At 71.7% G+C, this 18,910-nt stretch carries 14 protein-coding genes and 1 pseudogene; 10 read left to right on the top strand and 5 right to left on the bottom strand.

What is annotated here, in order from left to right:
* Positions 1–130: 130 nt before the first annotated feature.
* The 3 genes from REH65_RS13405 (at position 131) to REH65_RS13395 (ending at position 4,136) form a co-directional block, all read left to right on the top strand.
* Entirely contained in the window at positions 131–1,555 is a 1,425-nt protein-coding gene (locus REH65_RS13405) for an L-fucose/L-arabinose isomerase family protein (RefSeq protein WP_406692665.1), read from the top strand.
* On the top strand, positions 1,552–3,084 hold the full coding sequence (locus tag REH65_RS13400; RefSeq protein ID WP_406692664.1) for an FGGY-family carbohydrate kinase: 1,533 nt from the start codon (positions 1,552–1,554) through the stop codon (positions 3,082–3,084). The genes REH65_RS13405 and REH65_RS13400 overlap by 4 nt, the downstream gene beginning before the upstream one ends.
* Positions 3,085–3,212: 128 nt before the next feature.
* On the top strand, positions 3,213–4,136 hold the full coding sequence (locus REH65_RS13395; protein WP_281458820.1) for an alpha/beta hydrolase: 924 nt from the start codon (positions 3,213–3,215) through the stop codon (positions 4,134–4,136).
* A gap of 109 nt (positions 4,137–4,245) precedes the next feature.
* On the opposite strand, the gene REH65_RS13390 is transcribed toward REH65_RS13395, so the two are convergent.
* Positions 4,246–5,190: a DNA recombination protein RmuC gene (locus REH65_RS13390; protein ID WP_406692663.1), complete on the bottom strand. Its 945-nt coding sequence runs from the start codon at positions 5,188–5,190 to the stop codon at positions 4,246–4,248.
* 200 nt (positions 5,191–5,390) lie between these two features.
* Here REH65_RS13390 and REH65_RS13385 point away from each other — a divergent pair, with 200 nt between their 5' ends.
* Entirely contained in the window at positions 5,391–6,575 is a 1,185-nt protein-coding gene (locus tag REH65_RS13385) for an exonuclease SbcCD subunit D (protein ID WP_406692662.1), read from the top strand.
* Complete coding sequence (locus REH65_RS13380; RefSeq protein WP_406692661.1) at positions 6,572–9,526, top strand: AAA family ATPase; 2,955 nt, start codon at positions 6,572–6,574, stop codon at positions 9,524–9,526. Before REH65_RS13385 ends, REH65_RS13380 begins: the two co-directional genes overlap by 4 nt.
* 154 nt (positions 9,527–9,680) lie before the next feature.
* On the opposite strand, the gene REH65_RS13375 is transcribed toward REH65_RS13380, so the two are convergent.
* Both REH65_RS13375 and REH65_RS13370 read right to left on the bottom strand, forming a co-directional pair.
* Positions 9,681–10,184: a methylated-DNA--[protein]-cysteine S-methyltransferase gene (locus REH65_RS13375; RefSeq protein ID WP_406693155.1), complete on the bottom strand. Its 504-nt coding sequence runs from the start codon at positions 10,182–10,184 to the stop codon at positions 9,681–9,683.
* Positions 10,185–10,215: 31 nt separating this feature from the next.
* A pseudogene (locus tag REH65_RS13370) lies at positions 10,216–11,735 on the bottom strand (AlkA N-terminal domain-containing protein).
* Between the two features lie 55 nt (positions 11,736–11,790).
* Between REH65_RS13370 and ychF the strand changes: the two are divergent.
* Positions 11,791–12,870: a redox-regulated ATPase YchF gene (gene ychF / locus REH65_RS13365; protein WP_281458815.1), complete on the top strand. Its 1,080-nt coding sequence runs from the start codon at positions 11,791–11,793 to the stop codon at positions 12,868–12,870.
* 188 nt (positions 12,871–13,058) lie between these two features.
* Positions 13,059–13,925: a GyrI-like domain-containing protein gene (locus REH65_RS13360; protein WP_406692660.1), complete on the top strand. Its 867-nt coding sequence runs from the start codon at positions 13,059–13,061 to the stop codon at positions 13,923–13,925.
* Positions 13,926–13,934: 9 nt separating this feature from the next.
* On the opposite strand, the gene REH65_RS13355 is transcribed toward REH65_RS13360, so the two are convergent.
* Together REH65_RS13355 and REH65_RS13350 are read right to left on the bottom strand one after the other, a co-directional pair.
* Positions 13,935–16,424, bottom strand: a complete 2,490-nt coding sequence (locus REH65_RS13355; RefSeq protein WP_406692659.1) for an EAL domain-containing protein — start codon at positions 16,422–16,424, stop codon at positions 13,935–13,937.
* Positions 16,425–16,479: 55 nt separating this feature from the next.
* Positions 16,480–16,740: a GntR family transcriptional regulator gene (locus tag REH65_RS13350; protein WP_406692658.1), complete on the bottom strand. Its 261-nt coding sequence runs from the start codon at positions 16,738–16,740 to the stop codon at positions 16,480–16,482.
* 82 nt (positions 16,741–16,822) lie between these two features.
* On the opposite strand from REH65_RS13350, the gene REH65_RS13345 reads away from it, so the two are divergent.
* From REH65_RS13345 to REH65_RS13335, 3 genes are all read left to right on the top strand, one after another.
* The gene (locus REH65_RS13345) at positions 16,823–17,062 is read left to right on the top strand and encodes a hypothetical protein (protein ID WP_406692657.1); all 240 of its coding nucleotides are present in this window, start codon (positions 16,823–16,825) and stop codon (positions 17,060–17,062) included.
* 607 nt (positions 17,063–17,669) lie between these two features.
* Positions 17,670–17,864 (top strand): hypothetical protein, encoded by a 195-nt coding sequence (locus REH65_RS13340; RefSeq protein ID WP_281458810.1) that lies wholly within the window; start codon positions 17,670–17,672, stop codon positions 17,862–17,864.
* A 74-nt stretch (positions 17,865–17,938) separates the two neighbouring features.
* A complete protein-coding gene (locus tag REH65_RS13335) occupies positions 17,939–18,886 on the top strand; it encodes an FAD-dependent oxidoreductase (RefSeq protein WP_406692656.1) in 948 nt (315 codons plus the stop codon).
* Positions 18,887–18,910 lie beyond the last annotated feature (24 nt).

The raw sequence follows: 18,910 nt of genomic DNA, 5'->3' as shown, positions 1-18,910 counted from the left end.
CAAGAATAGCGTCCGAGAAAACGATTGCTCACGTTGGTTCGCAAGGTTTTCGAAGTGGATCGACCGGGCATCTGCGCACCGCCGGTTCTGCAGCAGTCAACGCCGCCTGTGAAGCGAACTTGGAGGAACTGTGGCTCGCATCGGTGTCGTCAGCATCTCTGACGGGCGTGGTCACGTGCACGCCCGCAACGCGGACTTCATCCAGTCCAAACAGGACGCTCTGGTGGCCTCGCTGCGCGCGGCCGGGCACGAGGTCGTCGTCGGCGCCGACCTGGTCGCCACCAACTCCCTGGCCGTCTCCGTCGCCCGCGAGGTCGCCGCGGCCGACGTCGACGTCACCGTCTTCTACTACGCCGTCTGGTCGTTCCCGCACTTCACGATGCTGGCCGCGGACGCCACCCGCAGCCCGCTCGTGCTCGTGGCCAGCACCGATCCCACCGAGCCCGGCCTGGTCGGCATGCTCGCCGCCGGGGGAGCCCTGGACCAGATCGGCCGCACCCACGCCCGGGCCTGGGGCGCGCCGGACGACGCCGAGCTGGCCGCCAAGATCGGCGTGCAGGCGCAGGCCTCGGCCGCGGTGAGCTCGCTGCACGGCTCCACCTTCGGCCGCTTCGGCGGACGCCCGATGGGCATGAACACCGCCGTCGCCAACACCGACCAGTGGATGCGCAAGTTCGGCGTCGACGTCGAGGAGATCGACCAGTACGAGCTCGTGCTGCGCGCCGAGCAGGCCGACGGCGCCGAGGCGAAGAAGGCCCGCGAGTGGATCGAGCAGAACGCGGCCGGGGTGCACTACGACGGCGACAAGCTCACCCCCGAGCTGCTGGAACGCCAGATCCGCTCCTACCTGGCGATCCGCGACATCATCGACGAGCGCAACATCGACTTCTCGGGCATCAAGGCCCAGCCGGAGCTGACCGAGAACTTCGCGACGATGGACGTCACCGAGGCGTTCCTCAACGACCCCTACGACTGGAACGGCCCCAAGCAGCCGCACGTGTGCGCCACCGAGGCCGACATGGACGGCGCGCTGACGATGCAGCTGTTCAAGGCCGTCTCCGGCACCCCGGTCCTGTTCGCCGACGTCCGGCACTACCACGCCGACCGCGACATCTGGGACCTGTGCAACTCCGGCCAGCACGCCACCTGGTACGCGGCGCGCAGCGACGACCCGGCCGAGAACCTCGCGAAGGTCAACTTCTACCCGGAGGTGTTCTTCTTCCCGGCCGGTGGCGCCTCGGTGCAGCACATCGCCGCCCCCGGCGAGATGACGCTCGGCCGGTTGACCAGGGAGAACGGCGAGTACCGGCTGCAGATGATGCTGGGCGAGTTCGAGACCTACGACGAGGCGACCAACAAGGCGCTGGTCGACCAGTCGACGCCGGAGTGGCCGCACGCGTTCGCGCGGCTGGACGCGCCGGGGGAGGTGTTCCTGTCGAAGTTCGGGGCGAACCACATCCACGCCGTGCCCGGTGATCACCGGGCCGCGCTGCGGGCCGTGGCCGAGCAGCTGGACGTTCGCCTGGACGAGTGGAGCCGGGGGTCGGGGTCGTGAGTGCTGAAGCCGGTGCCGACCGGCTTCAGCACTCACAGGTCGTGCTGCTCGGCATCGACATCGGCACCTCCAGCTCGAAGGGAGTGCTGGTCGACGCCTCGGGCACGATCCTGGCGAGGGCGAGCCGGCCGCACCAGACCTCGCACCCGCACCCGGGTTGGGTGGAGCACGACGCGGAAGCCGTGTGGTGGGCGGATTTCCTGGAGCTGACCCGAGAACTGCTGCCCGCCGCCGAGGGCTACGAGCTCGCCGGACTGGGCGTGAGCGGCATCGGTCCGGTGCTGCTCCCGGCCGACGGCAGCGGTAAACCGCTGCGCCCGGCGATCCTCTACGGCGTCGACACCCGCGCGACCGAGGAGATCGACGAGCTCACCGCCGAGCTCGGTGCCGACGAGATCCTGCGGCGCGGTGGTTCGGCGCTGTCCAGCCAGGCCGTCGGGCCGAAGATCCGGTGGCTGGCCAAGCACGAGCCGGAGGTCTACCGGCGCACCGAGATGCTGCTGATGTGCAGCTCCTACCTGGTGCACCGGCTGACCGGGGAGTACGTGCTCGACCACCACTCGGCCAGCCAGTGCGACCCGATCTACGACCTGCCCGCCCGGGACTGGTCGGCCGAGTGGGCCGCTCGGGTCGCGCCCGGCCTGCCGCTGCCGGAGCTGGCCTGGCCGACCGAGGTCGTCGGCCGCGTCGGCGCCGAGGCCGCCGCGGAAACCGGTCTGCCGGAAGGGCTTCCGGTCACAGCGGGCACGGTCGACGCGTGGGCGGAGGCGACCAGCGTCGGCGTGCGCAGCCCGGGCGACGTGATGCTGATGTACGGGACGACGATGTTCTTCGTCGAGGTGCTCGACGAGGTCACCCCGCACCCGGCGCTGTGGGGCACCTGCGGCGCGTTCCCGGACACCTACACGCTGGCGGCGGGCATGGCGACCTCCGGCGCGGTCACCGACTGGCTGCGCGGGCTCGTCGACGGCGACTTCGCGCGGCTGGTCTCGGAGGCCTCGGCGGTTCCGGCCGGGTCGCGGGGATTGCTGCTGCTGCCGTACTTCGCGGGCGAGCGCACGCCGATCTTCGACCCGTCGGCGCGCGGCGTGCTGGCGGGTCTGACGTTGGAGCACGGTCGGGCCGAGCTCTACCGCGCGGCCCTGGAAGGCATCTCGTTCGGGGTCCGCCACAACCTGGAGGCGATGGGCCGGGCGGGCGGCTCGGCCCGCCGCCTGGTCGCCGTCGGCGGCGGCACCCAAGGCGGCCTCTGGACCCAGATCGTCTCGGACATCACCGGCCAGCAGCAGCAGATCCCGGCCGAAACGGTGGGCGCGGCCTACGGAAACGCCCTCCTCGCGGGCATCGGCACGAACACGGCCATCACCCCCGACGCCTGGAACCCGATCACCACCACGATCCACCCCGACCAGGCCAACGCGGACCGCTACGACGCCTACTACCGCCACTACCGCGACCTCTACGAGTCCACTTCCCGCATCGCCCACTTCCTCGCCGAAGAACAACACGCCGCCGACCGCACTCCCTGACCCCTCGGATCGAAAACCGCTGTTTTCGTCGGTCGAAAACCCCGGTTTTCGCGTTCACGGGTGGTAGTCGCGCGGCCTTGTTAGGCTCACTCGTCCGAGTGGCTGGTGCGAGGTCGTGGGAGGTCGTGGTGGCGCGGCGTGTTCTCGCGGCCGGGTTGGCGCTGCTGGCGGTGGTGATCGCCGGGTGTTCGCGGTCCGAGGCCGGTGTGGTGCCCGCTGAGCCGGTGCCGGATCTCGGGGCCCAGCAGGTCTTCCGGCACCAGGTCTACGCGCAGCGGGAGACCGGGGCGTTGCGGCTGGACCTGTTCCTGCCCCGGCGCGGGGCGGAGGCGACTCCGCTGGTCGTGTACGTGCACGGCGGCGGTTGGGACGCGGGGGAGCGGACGCTCGACGTCGACCCGGGTGCGCCGGAAGCTCGTGCGGCGCAGCGGTTGTTGGAGCGCGGGTACGCGGTGGCGACGGTGGACTACCGGCTGACCGGGGTGGCGCGCTCGCCGGCGCAGGTCGTCGACGTCGCCGACGCGGTGCGGTGGTTGCAGCAGAACTCCGCGCGGTGGGGCCTGGACGCCGATCGGGTCGGGCTCTGGGGCGCTTCGGCGGGCGGGCACCTGGTCTCGCAGCTCGGGGCCGTTGCCGGGGATCCGGCGAAGCCGGGTGGCGGGCTCACCGGGATCAGGGCGGTCGTGGACTGGTTCGGTCCCAGCGACCTCAGCGCCGAAGCGCAGCACGAGCACCCGCAGCTGCAGGACTACGCGCGGCGGGCCATCACGGGGTTGCTGGGCTGCATGCCGGTCGACTGCCCCGACGTGGCCGACGCCGCGAGCCCGGCTCGCAACCTCTCCGGTGATGAGCCGCCGTTCCTCATCCAGCAGGGCACGGCGGATTCGCTGGTGCCCCTGGATCAGAGCCTCGACTTCGCCGCCGCCCTGCGCAGCCGCGGCGTGACCGCCGAGATGCACCCGTACCAGGGCCTCGACCACGGCTTCGGGAAAGGACCCCAGACGTCGCTCATCGTGGACGCCCTCGACGTCTTCGTGCGCGCGCACGTGTGAGGCCGCGGACAGTTTTAGCCATAACTGCCCATGATCAATGTCCGAAATGTCGGGACAATTATGGCTAAAACTGTCCTCGGTCCGGGAGGGCACGCCGCGGGAGGACGGTTCAGTTCCGGGTGGGGTCGGAGGGGTCGGTTCCGTTGAGGGAGGCGTCTTCTTCGCGGCGGAGTTCGGGGAGCTCCCCGGAGGAGGCGGTCTCCGCCAGGGGCTGGACCGCGTTGCGGAACGTCTCCAAGGCGTCGAGCTCGCGGCGGCGGGCCGAGACGAAGCGCTGCAGGTGGGTGCTGGAGAGGTTGACCGCCTCGACGGCGTTTCCCGCCGCGCGCTGCGAGCGCACCGCCTGCGCGCGGACCTGCTCGATGTCCGCGGCCAACGTGCGCTCGGTCGAGGCGAACATCGCCGCCGACGCCAGCACCGCGAAACCCGTCGGCCCGCACAGGAACACCCGCTTGCCGAGCAGCCACGACAGCAGCTGCGGGTCGGCGTCGAGCGCGGCGATCACCGCGGCGTCGGAGGGCACGAACATGATCGAGCCGTAGATCGCGTCCGCCCAGCGCTGGTAGCCCTTCCCCGCCAGCTCGGTCGCGCGGGAGCGGATGTTGCGGACGTGGACCCGCAGCGCGTCGGCGCGCTCCTCGGCGTCGTCGGTCTCCATCGCCTCGGCCCACACCGCGAGGCTCGCCTTGGAATCGACCGGAACCTGCCGTCCGCCACCGACTTCGAGCACCATGTCGGGCCGGGCCGCGCCGCCGCCGGCGAGGTCGGTCTGCAGCGTGAAGTGGATGCCCTCGCGCAGGCCCAGCGACCGGGCCGTCTCGACCAGCACCTGCTCGCCGAGCTCACCGCGACCGGTGATGGAGGCGAACGCGACCTCGTAGCGCCGCAGCGCCGCCTGCTGAGCGGTGCTGCGCGCGCGTTCGGCCTCGACCATGCGCAGCGCGTCGTCCGCCCGCCGGGCGCTGTCGCTGTACAACCGCCAGATCAGCAGCAGCGCCGCCGCGACCAGCAGGATCAGCACGACGACGAACCCGACCAGCACCCCAGTCCCCACACGACCTCCATCCGCGAGACGGTCCGACCATCATCCAAGACGGCCCCGACAAGATCACCTCAGGCGCGCGGGGTTTCGAACCACCCGGCGGGGTGGAGTGTGATCGCGCGTGGTGAACACCGGATCACGCTGCGGTGCGACACGCCGAGCTGCCCTGGGGGGTGAACCGGGGTGATCGGGCCGCCGCTAGCTTGGTGGTCATGCGGGTACTGCACACCTCGGATTGGCACGTGGGGCGGACGTTCCACGGCCGTGACCTGCTCGGAGATCAAGAAGCCGTGCTCGGCGGACTTGCCGAGCTGGTGACCGAGGAGCAGGTCGACGTCGTGGTGGTCGCCGGTGATCTCTACGACCGAGCGGTGCCCTCCGGCGAGGCGGTGCAGACCTGCGTGCGCGTGCTCTCCCGCATCCGCGAGGCCGGCGCCCAGCTGGTGATCACCTCCGGCAACCACGACTCCGCGCCGCGCGTCGGCGCGTTCGCCGACTTCGCCGCCGCCGGTGGGCTGCACCTGCGCACCCGCATCGACGCGCTGCACGAACCGGTGCTGCTCGACGACGAGCACGGGCCGGTCGCCTTCTACGGCATCCCGTACCTCGAACCCGATCCCGCCAAGCACGCGCTGAAGGCCGTCGCGGACGTGCCAGGGGCGAGCGAGGAGATCGAAAGTCGCGGCCACACAGCCGTTCTCGGCGAGGCGATGAACCGCATCCGCGCCGACCTCGGCGACCGTCCACGAGGGACTCGATCGGTGGTGCTCGCGCACGCCTTCGTCACCGGAGGTGAGGGCAGCGAGTCCGAGCGCACCATCGCCGTCGGCGGTGTCGAGCAGGTGCCCGGCGCGGTCTTCGACGGCGTCGACTACGTCGCGCTCGGCCACCTGCACGGCCCGCAGACCCTCGCCGAGCACCTGCGCTACTCCGGGAGCCCGCTGGCCTACTCGTTCTCCGAGGCCGCGCACCGCAAATCGGTGTGGCTGGTCGACCTCGACGCCGACGGCCTCGCCGAGGTGCGGCGCCGCGAGCTGCCCGTGCCCCGGGAGCTGGCCACCATCGAGGGCGAGCTCGACGAGCTCCTGGAAGACCCCGAGCACACCGCCGCCGAGGACTGCTACGTCTCGGCGACCTTGACCGACGAGGTCCGCCCGCTGGAGGCCATGCGCCGCCTGCAGGAGCGGTTCCCGCACGCGGTGCACCTGGAGTGGCGCCCGGCCACCGGCAAGGCCACCGCGCCGCTGCGCTACGCCGAGATCGTGCGGGGGCGCGACGACAACTCGCTGGCCGCCCGGTTCGTCGAGGACTGCCGAGGCGCCGAACCCACCGATTCCGAACGCGCGCTGCTCGACGAGGCGCTGCACGCGGTCACCGCGGCCGAGGGGGCCGAATGAGGCTGCACAGCCTGGAAGTCACCGCCTTCGGGCCCTACAGCGACCACCAGGTCGTGGACTTCGACCAACTCGGCGCCGACGGCCTGTTCCTGCTGCACGGCGACACCGGAGCGGGCAAGACCACGCTGCTCGACGCGATCGCCTTCGCCCTCTACGGCTCGGTCCCGGGCGCGCGCAACGACGCCAAGCGGCTGCGCTGCGACACCGCCGCCGACGACGTCAACACCAGCGTCGTGCTGGAGCTGACGATCCAGGGCCAGCGGCTGCGGCTGGAGCGCAGCCCCGAGTACCAGCGCCCGAAGAAGCGCGGCGACGGCTACACCACCCAGCAGGCCAAGGCCTCGCTGACCTGGGTCGCGACCACGCCCGACGGCCAGTCGCCGGAGCCGCTGACCCGCATCGACGAGGTCGGCCGCACGGTGCAGCGGCTGCTGGGGATGAGCGTCGACCAGTTCTTCCAGGTCGTGATGCTGCCGCAGGGCGAGTTCGCGAAGTTCCTGCGCGCCGACACCGGGGAGCGGGAGAAGCTGCTGGAGCGGCTGTTCGGCACCGAGCGGTTCGGCGAGGTCGAGCGCTGGTTCGTCGACCGCCGTCGCGAGCGCGGGCGCGCGGTGGAGGAGCAGTCGCAGCAGGTGCGGGAGCTCAACGCGCGCATCTCCCAGGTCTCCGGCGTCGAGCAGGTGTCCGAGGTCGGCGAGGCGAACTGGCTGGAGGACATCGAGAAGCAGGCGCTGCGCGACCTGGAGAACACCCGCGCCGAGCTCACCCGCCTGCGCCGGGAGCGCGACCGGGCCGAGGCGGTGCGCACCGAGCGCCTGGAGCTGGCGGACAAGGTCCGCCGCGTCCGCCAGGCCAACGCGACGCTCGCCGACATCGACGCGAAGCGCTCGGAGCACGAGGCCTGGCGCGCCGAACGCGCCGCCGCGACCCGCGCGATCCCGGTCGTCTCGGCCCGCCGGGCCGCCGACCGCGCCGAGCAGGAACGCGACCGGGCCCAGGCCGAGGTCGTCACCTGGGCCTCGCGCTGCGAGGTCGAACCCGAGGCGCCGCTGGAGGACCTGCGCGCCCGCGCGAACTCCGAGCGCGAGCGGGCGGGAGCGCTCGGCCAGCTGATTCCCGAGGCGCAGCAGCAGGAATCCGACCGCCGCAAGCTCGCCGAGCTCGCCGACCGGATCGCCGCCGACGAGAAGCGGGAGTCCGAGCTCGTCGCCCAGCGAGACGGCCTGCCCGACCGCATCACCGCCGCCCGGACCCGCGTCGAGGAGGCCAAGCACGCCGAGCTGCGGCTGGAGACCGTGCGCAGCCGGGGCACCGAGGTCGCCGCGCTGCTGACGACCGCGCGCGAGATCCCCGGTGCGCAGCGGGAACTCGACACCGCGCGGGCCCGCGCGCAGCAGGCCGTCGACGCCCACCAGCAGGCCCGGGACGTGCTGCAGGACCTGCGCTCCCGGCGGCTGGCGGGCATGGCCGCCGAGCTCGCCGCACGGCTCGCCGACGGCGAACCGTGCCCGGTCTGCGGTTCCGCCGAGCACCCTGCGCCCGGCCTGCCCGTCGACGACCAGGTGCGCGCCGAGGACGAGGAGGCCGCCCAGACCGCCGAGCAGCGCGCCCAGGCCGAGCGGGAACGCGCCACCACCGCCGCCCAGCAGGCCGAGCAGCAGCTCGCCAACCTGCGTGAACGCCTCGGCGAGCACACCGAACCCGCGCTCGCCGAGGAGCTCGACGAGCTGCGGGCCGAGCGGAAGCGGCTCGACGAGACCGCCGCCGCTTTCGGCCAGCGCGAGGCCGAGCTGGCGAAGCTGGAGGCCGCCACCGACGAGCTCGGCGAGCAGATCTCCGCGCTGCGCAGCGGAATCGCGGCGGCGCGCAGCGAGAACACCGCGCTCACCGCGTCGATCGACGAGCGCGAGGCCCGGTTGCGGGACGGGCGGGGCGATTTCGACAGCATCGCCGACCGCCGCGCGCACCTGCTCGACGTCGCCGACCGGCTGGAGCGGCTCGTCGCCGCCCGCACCGCCCGCGACGACGCGCAGCAGCGCCTGACCGAGGCCCGCGCGGCGCTCGCCGAGGCCGCCACCGCAGCGGGTTTCGCCGACACCGACGAGGCCTTGGCCGCCGAGCGCGACGAGCGCCGGTTGGCCGAGCTGGAGGAATCGCTCGCCGAGGTCGACCGCCGCGCGGCCGGTGCCCGGGAGGCGCTGGCCGGCGCGGACCTGTTCGGCGTCGACCCGGACACCGAGGTCGGTCTGGAGCAGGCGGTGGAGGCCGCGACCACGGCCACCGAGGCCGCCGAGCGCGCCGCGGCCGTCGCGCACGGCGCCGAGCAGCGCCACGGCGAGCTCGCCGACCTGGGCGAACGGCTCCGGGCGGCGTGGGCGGAGCTGGGGCCGGCGATGGCCGAGCACGCCGAGCTGGAGGCGCTGGCCGACGTCGTCAACGGGCGCGGCCAGAACGCCCGCAAGATGTCGCTGCGCGCCTACGTCCTGGCGGCCCGGCTGGAGGAGGTCGCGATCGCGGCCACCCGCCGCCTGCAGCGGATGAGCGACGGGCGCTACTCGTTCGTGCACTCCGATGCCGCGGGAGCTCGCGGCACCCGCGGCGGCCTGGGCCTGGACGTCCTCGACGACTACTCCGGCAAGGTCCGCCCGGCCAAGACGCTCTCCGGCGGCGAGTCGTTCCTGGCCTCGCTGTCACTGGCACTGGGCCTGGCCGACGTGGTCGCCGCCGAGACCGGTGGCGCGCTGCTGGACACGCTGTTCATCGACGAGGGCTTCGGCACCCTCGACGCCGACACGCTGGACCTGGTCATGGACACCCTCGACGAGCTCCGCGCGGGTGGCCGCGTCGTCGGCCTGGTCTCGCACGTCGAGGAGATGCGCCAGCGCATCGCGGTCCGCCTCCGGGTCCGCAAGTCCCGCCACGGCTCCACCCTCGAACTCGCCACCTCCTGACCGCCCCGGGTTCCCGATTTCAATGGAGATCAGGTCCCCGACTTCCATTGAAATCGCGTCCCCGGCACACCCCACCGAGCTGAAGCCGCGGCTTTCGTCGTGTCGGAAACCCCGGTTCTCGTGCGATGAGAACCGGGGTTTTCGGCGTGGTGGGTCAGGTGTTGGTGCGTTCGTGGTGGAGGAGCCACTTCTTGCGGTCGGGGCCCCAGCGGAACTCGCCGACCGAGCCGTCGCTGCGGACGATGCGGTGGCAGGGGACGAACAGGGCGACCGCGTTGCGGGAGCACGCCGATGCGGCGGCGCGGACCGCGCGGGGTTTGCCGGTGAGCGCGGCGAATTCGGCGTAGCTGGTGAGCTTCCCGGGCTCGACGGTGCGCAGCACCTTCCACGCGTGCTGCAGGTACGGCCCGGAGCTCTGGCTGACCGGGATGTCGTCGATCGCCTCCAGGTCGCCCTCGTGGTAGGCCACGACGGCCTTGGTGACCGGGCCGAGATCGGCGGCCTCCACGAGGGTTTCGAACATCAGCGACGGCGCCACCTGCGGCAGCAGGTCGTCGGTGAAGGCCGTCCAGCCGGAGGCGAGCACGACGCCGTCGGCGTCGACCACCGCGCAGAACGGACCCGCCGGAGTATCCACAGTGGACCACTTGATCACGATTTCTCCCAGTGTTCGAAGGATTTCTGCCGCGTCACGTCGTCGGGCCCCCAGGCGGCCCGCTGCTCGCGGTCTCCCACAGCAGCACTCCGGCGTAGGAGCGCCACGGGCTCCAGCGCTGGGCGTGCGCTTGCAGAGCGGTGGGTTCTTCGGGGATTCCTAGCAGTCCCGCACCTCGCCTCAGGGCGAAATCACCGGAAAGCAGCACATCGGGCGCCCCGAGCACCCGCATCGCCACGTACCCCGAGGTCCACGGCCCGACGCCCCGGATGCGCTCCAGGTCGGCGCGCAGCTCGGCCTCGTCGCGCCCGGCGTGCAGCGCGAGCCGCCCTTCGGCGACCGCGACCGCCAGGTCCCGCACCGTCTCGGCCCGCCGCCGGGGTCCCGGCAGCGCCGAGGCCGCGTGCTCGGCGAGCACCTCGGCGGTGGGGAACAGCCTGGTCACGCCCCCTTCCGGGTGGGCCAGTTCCGAGCCGAGCTCGGCGACGAGCCCTTCGGCGGTGGTCCGGGCGGACGCGACCGAGACCTGCTGGCCGAGCACACCGCCCGGACCGCGATCTCCAGCCCGTCCACGGCGCCCGGCACCCGCACGCCGGGGGAGCGCGCGACCGCGCCCCGCAGCACCGGGTCGGCGCCGAGCGCCTCGCCGATCGCGATCGGGTCGGCGTCGAGGTCGAGCAGCCGCCGCAACCGGGCCACCGCGCTGCCGAGATCCCGCAGATCGCTGAGCCGCAGCGTGCACGCGAAGTGCGTGTCCGCAGGTCGCAGCGTCGCGACGGCGGTGCCGTGCGGCAGCCGCAGCGACCGCGCGTAGGAGCCGTCGCGGCACTCCTCGATCCCGGCCAGCGCCCGCCGCCGCAGGAACCGCAGCGCCCCGGCGGTGTCGCAGGGCGCGCGGAACGGCAACCGCAGCGGCACCGTCCCGGCACCGCCGGGCGCGCCGCGCCGCTGTCCGCGCAGTTCGGTGGGGGTGCGGCCGAAGATCTCCCGCATCGTGTCGTTGAACTGCCGCAGGCTCGCGAACCCGGCCGCGAAGGCGACGTCGCTGAACGGGATGTCGGTGGTCTCGATGAGCACCCGAGCCGAGTGCGCCCGGTTGGCGCGGGCCAGCCCGAGCGGTCCGGCGCCGAGCTCGTTGGTGAGCACCCTGGTCAGGTGCCGCTCGGAGTACCCGAGCGCTTCGGCGAGGCCCCGCACCCCGCAGCGGTCGACGACGCCGTCGCCGATCAGCCGCATCGCCCGCCCGGCGAGGTCGGCCCGCAGGTCCCACTCGGGGGAGCCGGGCACGGCGTCGGGCAGGCAGCGGCGGCAGGCGCGGTACCCGGCGGCCTGCGCGGCGGCGGCCGTCGGGTAGAACTCGCTGTTGTCGCGCTTGGGCGTGCGCGCCGGGCAGGACGGTCGGCAGTAGATGCCGGTCGATCGCACGGCGTGGATGAAGGTGCCGTCGAACCGCGCGTCGCGCGCGGCCACGGCCCTGAGCGCTTCCTCTGTTCCCACCAGCACGACCTCGATGTTCCCAGCGCTGGGAAGCCGGCACTGGCGGGAATCGGACATGGCGGGGGCGACCGGGCCCGATGGTCTCGGGGAGGAACGCCTAGACTCCCCAGGCGTGAGTCTCACCCTCGGAATCGTCGGTCTGCCCAACGTCGGCAAGTCCACCCTGTTCAACGCGCTGACCAGCAACGACGCGCTCGCGGCGAACTACCCGTTCGCCACGATCGAGCCCAACGTCGGCGTGGTGCCGCTGCCGGACGTCCGGCTGGACAAGCTCGCCGAGGTGTTCAGCTCGGCGAAGACCGTGCCCGCCACCGTGTCGTTCGTCGACATCGCGGGCCTGGTCAAGGGTGCTTCCGAGGGGCAGGGCCTGGGCAACAAGTTCCTCGCCAACATCCGCGAGGCCGACGCGATCTGCCAGGTCATCCGCGTCTTCGACGACCCGGACGTGGTGCACGTCGACGGCCGGGTGGACCCGTCGGGCGATATCGAGACGATCAACACCGAGCTGATCCTCGCCGACCTGCAGACCTTGGAGAAGGCGCTGCCGCGGCTGGAGAAGGAAGCCCGGACGAACAAGGACAAGCGCCCGGCGCTGGAGGCCGTGAAGAAGGCCCAGACGATCCTGGAGGACGGCAAGACGCTGTTCGCGGCCGGGATCGGCAAGGACGACCCGGACCTGCGCGAGCTCAACCTGCTCACGACCAAGCCGTTCCTGTACGTGTTCAACGCGGACGAGGGCGTGCTGGCCGAGGAGTCCAAGCAGAAGGAGCTGCGCGACCTGGTGGCCCCGGCCGACGCGGTGTTCCTGGACGCCAAGGTGGAGGCCGAGCTCAAGGAGCTCGACGAGGAGTCCCAGCGCGAGCTGCTGGAGAGCATCGGCCAGGAGGAGCCGGGCCTCAACGCCCTGGCCCGCGCCGGCTTCCACACCCTGGGCCTGCAGACCTACCTGACGGCGGGCCCGAAGGAGGCCCGCGCCTGGACGATCCCGCAGGGCGCCACCGCCCCGCAGGCCGCGGGCGTCATCCACACCGACTTCGAGCGCGGCTTCATCAAGGCCGAGGTCGTCTCCTACGACGACCTCATGGCCGCGGGCACGATGGCCGAGGCCAAGTCCGCGGGCAAGGTCCGCATGGAGGGCAAGGACTACATCATGACCGACGGAGACGTCGTGGAGTTCCGCTTCAACGTCTGATCGCGCGTCGAGGACCCCGGACTTTCTTCTTCGAGAGTCCGGGGTTTTCTCATGTCCGGCCCCGGGCTTCTTCGCGATGTCGCTCCCGGGCGTGAAGTGTTCTGCTCGATGACCCGATAGAAGCGGGCTCCGATGGTCGGGCGGGTGGTGGGGTCGGCGGGTGAGTGTGGTGTCCGGAGGGAGTGGCCGTGATCGAGGTTCTGAACAGGCTCGTCGATGCGATCGAGGAGCGGCTCGGGGGCGAGATCGACGTCGACGGGCTTGCCGCCTCGATGGGGACTACCGGGTATCACGCGCGGCGGATGTTCTCGTCGTTGGCGGGGATGCCGGTGTCGGAGTACGTGCGTCGCCGGCGGATGACCGTCGCGGCTGCCGAGGTGATCGGCGGTGCGGATCTCCTGACGATCGCCGTGCGCTACGGGTACACCTCCGTCGAGGCGTTCGGGCGCGCGTTCCGGTCCGTGCACGGCGCGAGCCACGGAGACGTGCGCCGTGACGGCGGCCCCCTTCGGACCCAACCCACCATCAGGTTCCGCCTGACCGTCGAAGGGAACACCGCCATGGACGCACGCATCGTCGAGCGCCCCACCGTCCGCCTGATCGGGCACGCGGCCCGCGTGCCGCTGATCTACGAGGGCATCAACCCCCACATCCAGCAGCACATCACCTCGTTGCCCGCCGGGGAGCACGAGCGCCTCGAAGGGCTGAGCAGCGCCGAACCGAGCGGGTTGCTGCAGGTCAGCGCCGATGTCGACGCCGACTACACCGAGGGCAGCGAGCTGACCTACCTGCACGGCGTCGCGGTCGGCGCCGACGCCGACGTTCCCGCCGACCTCGACGTGATCGAGGTGGCCGCCGGGGCGTGGGTCGTGTTCCGCACGTCGGGACCGCACCCGGCGGCGCTCCAGAACGCCTACGCCGCGTCGGCGGCCGAGTGGTTCCCGTCGAACCCGTGGCGGCTGCGGCCGGGCCCGTCGATCGTCGCGATCCGCGACCACGCCGAGGACTTCAGCACCGCCACCGGCGAGCTGTGGTTCCCGGTCGAGCGGGGATGACGCGGCACGTCAGGTGAGCCCGGAGCTCAGCAGCTCGTCGAGGGGGACGGGTTTGCTGAAGTAGTAGCCCTGGGCGTGGTCGCAGCCGATGTCGCGGAGCAGGTCGAGCTGCCGGGCGGTCTCGACGCCTTCGGCGACGACGTCGAGGCCGATCGCGTGGGCCATCGTGATGATGCTGGAGACGATGACCCGGAGCTCCGCGGACTCGGGCAGGTCGGTGATGAACGACCGGTCGATCTTGAGGGTGTCCAGCGGGAGCCGCCGCAGCTGCGCCAACGACGAGTAGCCGGTGCCGAAGTCGTCGATCGCGAGGAAAACGCCCAGCTCGCGAAGGCCGTTCAGGACGCGGGCCGCCGCCGTCGGGTCGCGCATGATCGCCTCCTCGGTGACCTCCAGGCACAGGTTCTCGGCGGGCAGGCCCGAGTCGGACAGGGTGCGCTGCACCAGCGCGTGCAGACCGGGGTCGTCGAGCTGGCGCGGCGAGAGGTTCGCGTTGAGCACCACGTCGAGCCCGGGACGCTCCGCGCCGATCCGGCCGGTCGCGGTGCGCAGCATGTGCGCGCCGATGCGGTTGATCAGGTCGCTCCCCTCGGCGATCGGGATGAACTCGCCGGGGGAGACCGCGCCGTGGACGGGGTGCTGCCACCGCAGCAGCCCCTCCACGGCCACCAAGCGGCCGGTGCCCAGCTCGGCCACCGGCTGGTAGGCCACCCACAGCTCGTCCATCCGCGCCGCGTGGCGGAGGTCCTGCTCCAGGTCCATGTGCCGCTGCACCCGCTCGCGCAGCGCCACGTCGAAGAACGCGTGGCACCCGCCGCCACGGGATTTCGCCTGGTACATGGCCACATCGGCGTCCCGCAGCAGGTCCTGGCCGGCGCGCTCGTCGCCGGGACCGAACACGACGATGCCGACGCTGCCGGTCACGTGCAGCAGCCTGCCCTGCGCCCGCAGCGGTTCGGCGACGGCGCCGAGCATCCGGGCGCAGCGGTCGCCGAGCTCCTCGTGGCCGCTGAGATCGTGGGCGAGGACCACGAACTCGTCACCGCCGAGCCGCCCCACCAGGTCGCCGGGGGGAGTGGCGTGCACCAGCTGCCGCCCGACGTGCTTGAGCACGTCATCGCCGACGCTGTGGCCCAGGGAGTCGTTGATGAGCTTGAAGTTGTCCAGGTCGAGGAACAGCACCGCCGTCGGCCGGTCCTGCCTGCGTGCCTGCTCCAGGTGCTGGAGCACCAGGGTTCGGTTGGCCAGGCCGGTCAGCGGGTCGTGCGTCGCCTCGTGCTCCAAGCGGGTCCGGGCGGCGCGCTGCTCGGTGATGTCGGTGAACGACATGACGACCTTGGTGCGCATGTCCTCGGCCGTGGTCAGCGCGCGCGAGGTGAGCGCCAGCCACACGCTGCGGCCGTCCTTGCGCTCCAGGCGCAGGACCTTGGAGTTCACGTACATCGGGTTGAGGTCCCGCGGCGCCGTCATCTTCCCGAACTCGTCGAACACGCGCCACGCCGTGACCGGCGTGCCCACGATCTCCGGCCCGGGCACCCCGAGGATGCGCTGGGCGGCCGGATTCGCCGACTCGATGAGCCGGTCGGGCCCGACCACGACGACGCCCTCGTCGAGCGCGTCGACCACGGTCGCGTAGTCCTGCTCCGCGCGGTGGCGCTCGGCCTTCTCGTGCCGGGCGAGTTCCTCCTGCATCCGCGCGATGTGCCGGGTCTCGTCGAGGATGCGCCTGCGCATCGACTCCACGGCCCGCGCCACCGTCGCCAGCTCCGGTGGCCCGTCCGCCTCGACAGGCCGGTCGAGGTTCCCCCGCGACACCCCGTTGACGTCCGACAGGAGCGCGCGCAAGGGGCGGTTGAGGGAGAAGTGGAGCGTGAGGATCGCGCCGAGCGAGGCGATCAGACCGGCCATGACCAGGGCCAACGTGAGCCAGTTCGCCGCCGCGCGGGCCGCTGCGGCCCGGTCCTCCTCGGACTGGGCGAGCTGGTCGACCCGCTCGTGCAGCTCGTTGAGCCGGTCCCGCAGCTGATTCGCCAGCTGCACCTCGGAGCGCTGCTCGGCTTGCGACAACGTGGTCGGGCCGGGGCCGGAACCCTGGGTCAGCAGCGGGTCCACCGACTGCGCCCGCCACGTCTCGGCCGCCCCGATGACCTGGCCCAACATCTCCTGGACGGCGTTGTCGTCGGCGAGCAGCCGCTGCAGCCGGGCCTCGATGTCGGCGGCGCTGGCCTGGTCGGACTCGTAGGCGCGGAGGAACGCGGGATCATCGGTCAGCAGGAACGCCCGCACCCGGCTCTCCTGCTGGGCGTAGGCGGTGATCAGGCCTGCGGTGTCGTTCTGCGCGGGCACGATGCGGCTGATCAGGTACGACGTCGAGTCCTCGACCCGCTGGCGCAGCGCGAACGTGCCACCGGTGATCACGGCGGAGACGATGATCAGCGCTGCGGCGAGCGCGTAGATGCGCCCCAGCAGGGAAAGCCGCCCACGCAGTCGCCAAGCCACCCAGCGAGTATGCGAGACCAACGCCCACAACACTGCTCAGGCGGCTGGGACCGACCTACCGCTTCGGGGGCGTGACGAACGTGCCCTTGCCCGAGACGACCTTGAGCAGGCCCTCGTCGCGCAGCGAGTTCACCGCTTTGATCGCGGTCAGGCGGGCGACGCCGTAGATCTCGCCGAGCTCGGGGCCGCTGGGAAGCCGGGACCCGGCCGAGAGCGCACCCGACTCGATGTCGGCGCGGAGGTCGTCCGCGATCTGCTGCCAGACGTACTCGGGTGACTCGTGGTCCACGCGCCCGGCACGGCTCTCCCAACTCATACCCCGACGTTAAGCCTTTAGAGCTAACTAGGCCGCGCCGCTGTTAGCCCTAGCTATCTACTGCTATCTACTATCCGGGTTCATGGCAGCGATCGCGATCGGCGGGTGTTCGGTCGAGTTGGAGGTGGTGTTGTTCGATGGTCGGGAGTGGTGGGCGTGCCCGGTCAGCGGCACGGGCTGCGTGCGCGTCCTGGTGGACTTCGGGCCGATGGGGGTCGACGCGCTCGCCCGGCACGTCGAGATCGCGCACCCGCACGTCCTCACCGCGTGGCGGATCGCGCAGCGCGTCGGGCGGACCTCGGCGGAAGCGCAAGCCGACTGACCCCGTTCTCGGTTGCTCGGAGTGTTGATCAGATCGGACACGGTGGGATTCCGGTACCGAAAGGGTTCAACCGACGATCACCGGAACCATCCCCACCGGCCCAGAGCCCGGCCTCACGACGTTGATCTGAGGCGCGTTCCCGGCGTCGACCCCGAAGGCCGGTCGTGTGGTGGTACGCGAAGTTTTCATGAAAACTTCCCCCACCCCATGCGCGGGAGTACGTTTCCCCTGGTCATGGCGGCGTCGGGGAGTCTCAGTTGAAACTTCCGTCCCGTGGGGGTGCGAAGTTTTCATGAAAACTGCGCATACCCCCCAAAGCCCTCGGCCTCCTCGGCGAAACCCTCGATGAACCAGGTTTTCGCTGACGCAGCAAGGTGTTTCGGGGCTGAAGGAGATTGCTGTCATCGATGGATACTCACTCGCGCATAGCCGACGCAGTGATCGGCTTGGGCCGTGTGGATCGTGTTGTGCTCCGTCCGGGCTCGGCGGAATTCCGGGGAGTGGTGGGGTAGGTCTACTCAGCGCGGAGACGTTCTTCGACGCTGCTGGGGCACCCTCGCTGACCTGCATCATCGAGGTACTTCCGATGTTGGGGCGGGTGAGGGTGATGATCGACGGGGACCGGAGGATCGGCAGGCCGATGTGCCGATCGGCGAGTTTCGCCGTGGTGCTGCGGGAAGCGCAGTGGGAGCTCGACCGGGTGGCGTTCCGGCTGCCCAGGGGCGAGGTCTCCCGAGCCGAGCGGCACCGGCTGGCCGACGCGCTGATCGAACTGGCCGAAGTGCTCCGCGACTGCGAATGACATGACCGGGCGGCCGGGTGAAACCCCGATTTCCCGGGGGTCCGCTCGGCCTCGGGACTGCTAGCGTCGGACGGGTGAGTCCGGTACTCGTGATCGGTGCTGGCGTGCACGGCCTGACCTGCGGCGTCGTGCTCGCCGAAGCAGGCCGGGACGTGCTGATCCGCACCGCCGAGCGGCCGCGCGAGACGACGTCCGCCGTGGCCGGGGCGATGTGGGGCCCGGCGCGGCTCAAACCCCCGGAACGGGTCCTGTACTGGGCGACCCTGTCGCACGCCGAGTTCACCGCGCTCGCGCGCGACGAGAGTTCCGGCGTGCACCTGGCCTCCGGCCGGATGGCCGCGCGGTTCGACCTCGGCGACGTCGTCCCGCCGGAGACCAAGCTCATCCCCGACCTGCAGCGATGCGGCGAGCAGGAGCTCCCCGACGGCTTCGTCTGGGGCTACCGGGGAACCGTTCCGCTGATCGACATGCCCCGCTACCTCGACCACCTGCTGGAGCGGTTCCAGGCGGCGGGCGGCGAGATCCGGCTGAGCCCGGTGCAGTCGCTGGCCGACGCCGCAGCCGAATCCGACGTCGTCGTCAACTGCACCGGCGTCGGCGCGCACGAGCTCGTCGGCGACCCCGGCGTGCACCCGCTGTTCGGGCAGCACGTCGTGGTGCGCAACCCGGGCATCGACGAGTACTTCATCGAGCTCAGCGACGGCGGCGAGTTCACGTCGTGGATGCCGCACGGCGATCGGCTGGTGCTCGGCGGCATCTCGCTGGACCACGACTGGCGGCGGAGACCGCGGCCGGAGATCAGCGACGGCATCCTCCGCCGCGCCGCCCGGCTCGAACCGCGCCTGGCCGACGTCGAGGTCCTGGAGGAGACCGTCGGCCTCCGCCCCGGCCGCGACTCGGTGCGCGTGTGCACCGAGGACTACGAAGGCGCCCGGATCGTCCACGACTACGGCCACGCGGGCTGCGGCGTCGGCCTCTCCTGGGGCTGCGCCTTCGAAGTCGCCGACCTCATCGAGGGCTAGGTTTGAGGTATGCGGCGGAGCCGC

The sequence above is a fragment of the Saccharopolyspora sp. ID03-671 genome (assembly GCF_045278815.1).
Classification (GTDB): domain Bacteria; phylum Actinomycetota; class Actinomycetes; order Mycobacteriales; family Pseudonocardiaceae; genus Saccharopolyspora; species Saccharopolyspora ipomoeae.
This window is presented reverse-complemented; position numbering and strand designations above follow the sequence as displayed.

Coding starts and splice junctions, on each gene's coding strand:
- REH65_RS13385 (WP_406692662.1), top strand. CDS start 5,391: ATGCGGGTACTGCACACCTCGGATTGGCACGTGGGGCGGACGTTCCAC.
- REH65_RS13340 (WP_281458810.1), top strand. CDS start 17,670: ATGATCGACGGGGACCGGAGGATCGGCAGGCCGATGTGCCGATCGGCG.
- REH65_RS13345 (WP_406692657.1), top strand. CDS start 16,823: ATGGCAGCGATCGCGATCGGCGGGTGTTCGGTCGAGTTGGAGGTGGTG.
- REH65_RS13350 (WP_406692658.1), bottom strand. CDS start 16,740: ATGAGTTGGGAGAGCCGTGCCGGGCGCGTGGACCACGAGTCACCCGAG.
- REH65_RS13380 (WP_406692661.1), top strand. CDS start 6,572: ATGAGGCTGCACAGCCTGGAAGTCACCGCCTTCGGGCCCTACAGCGAC.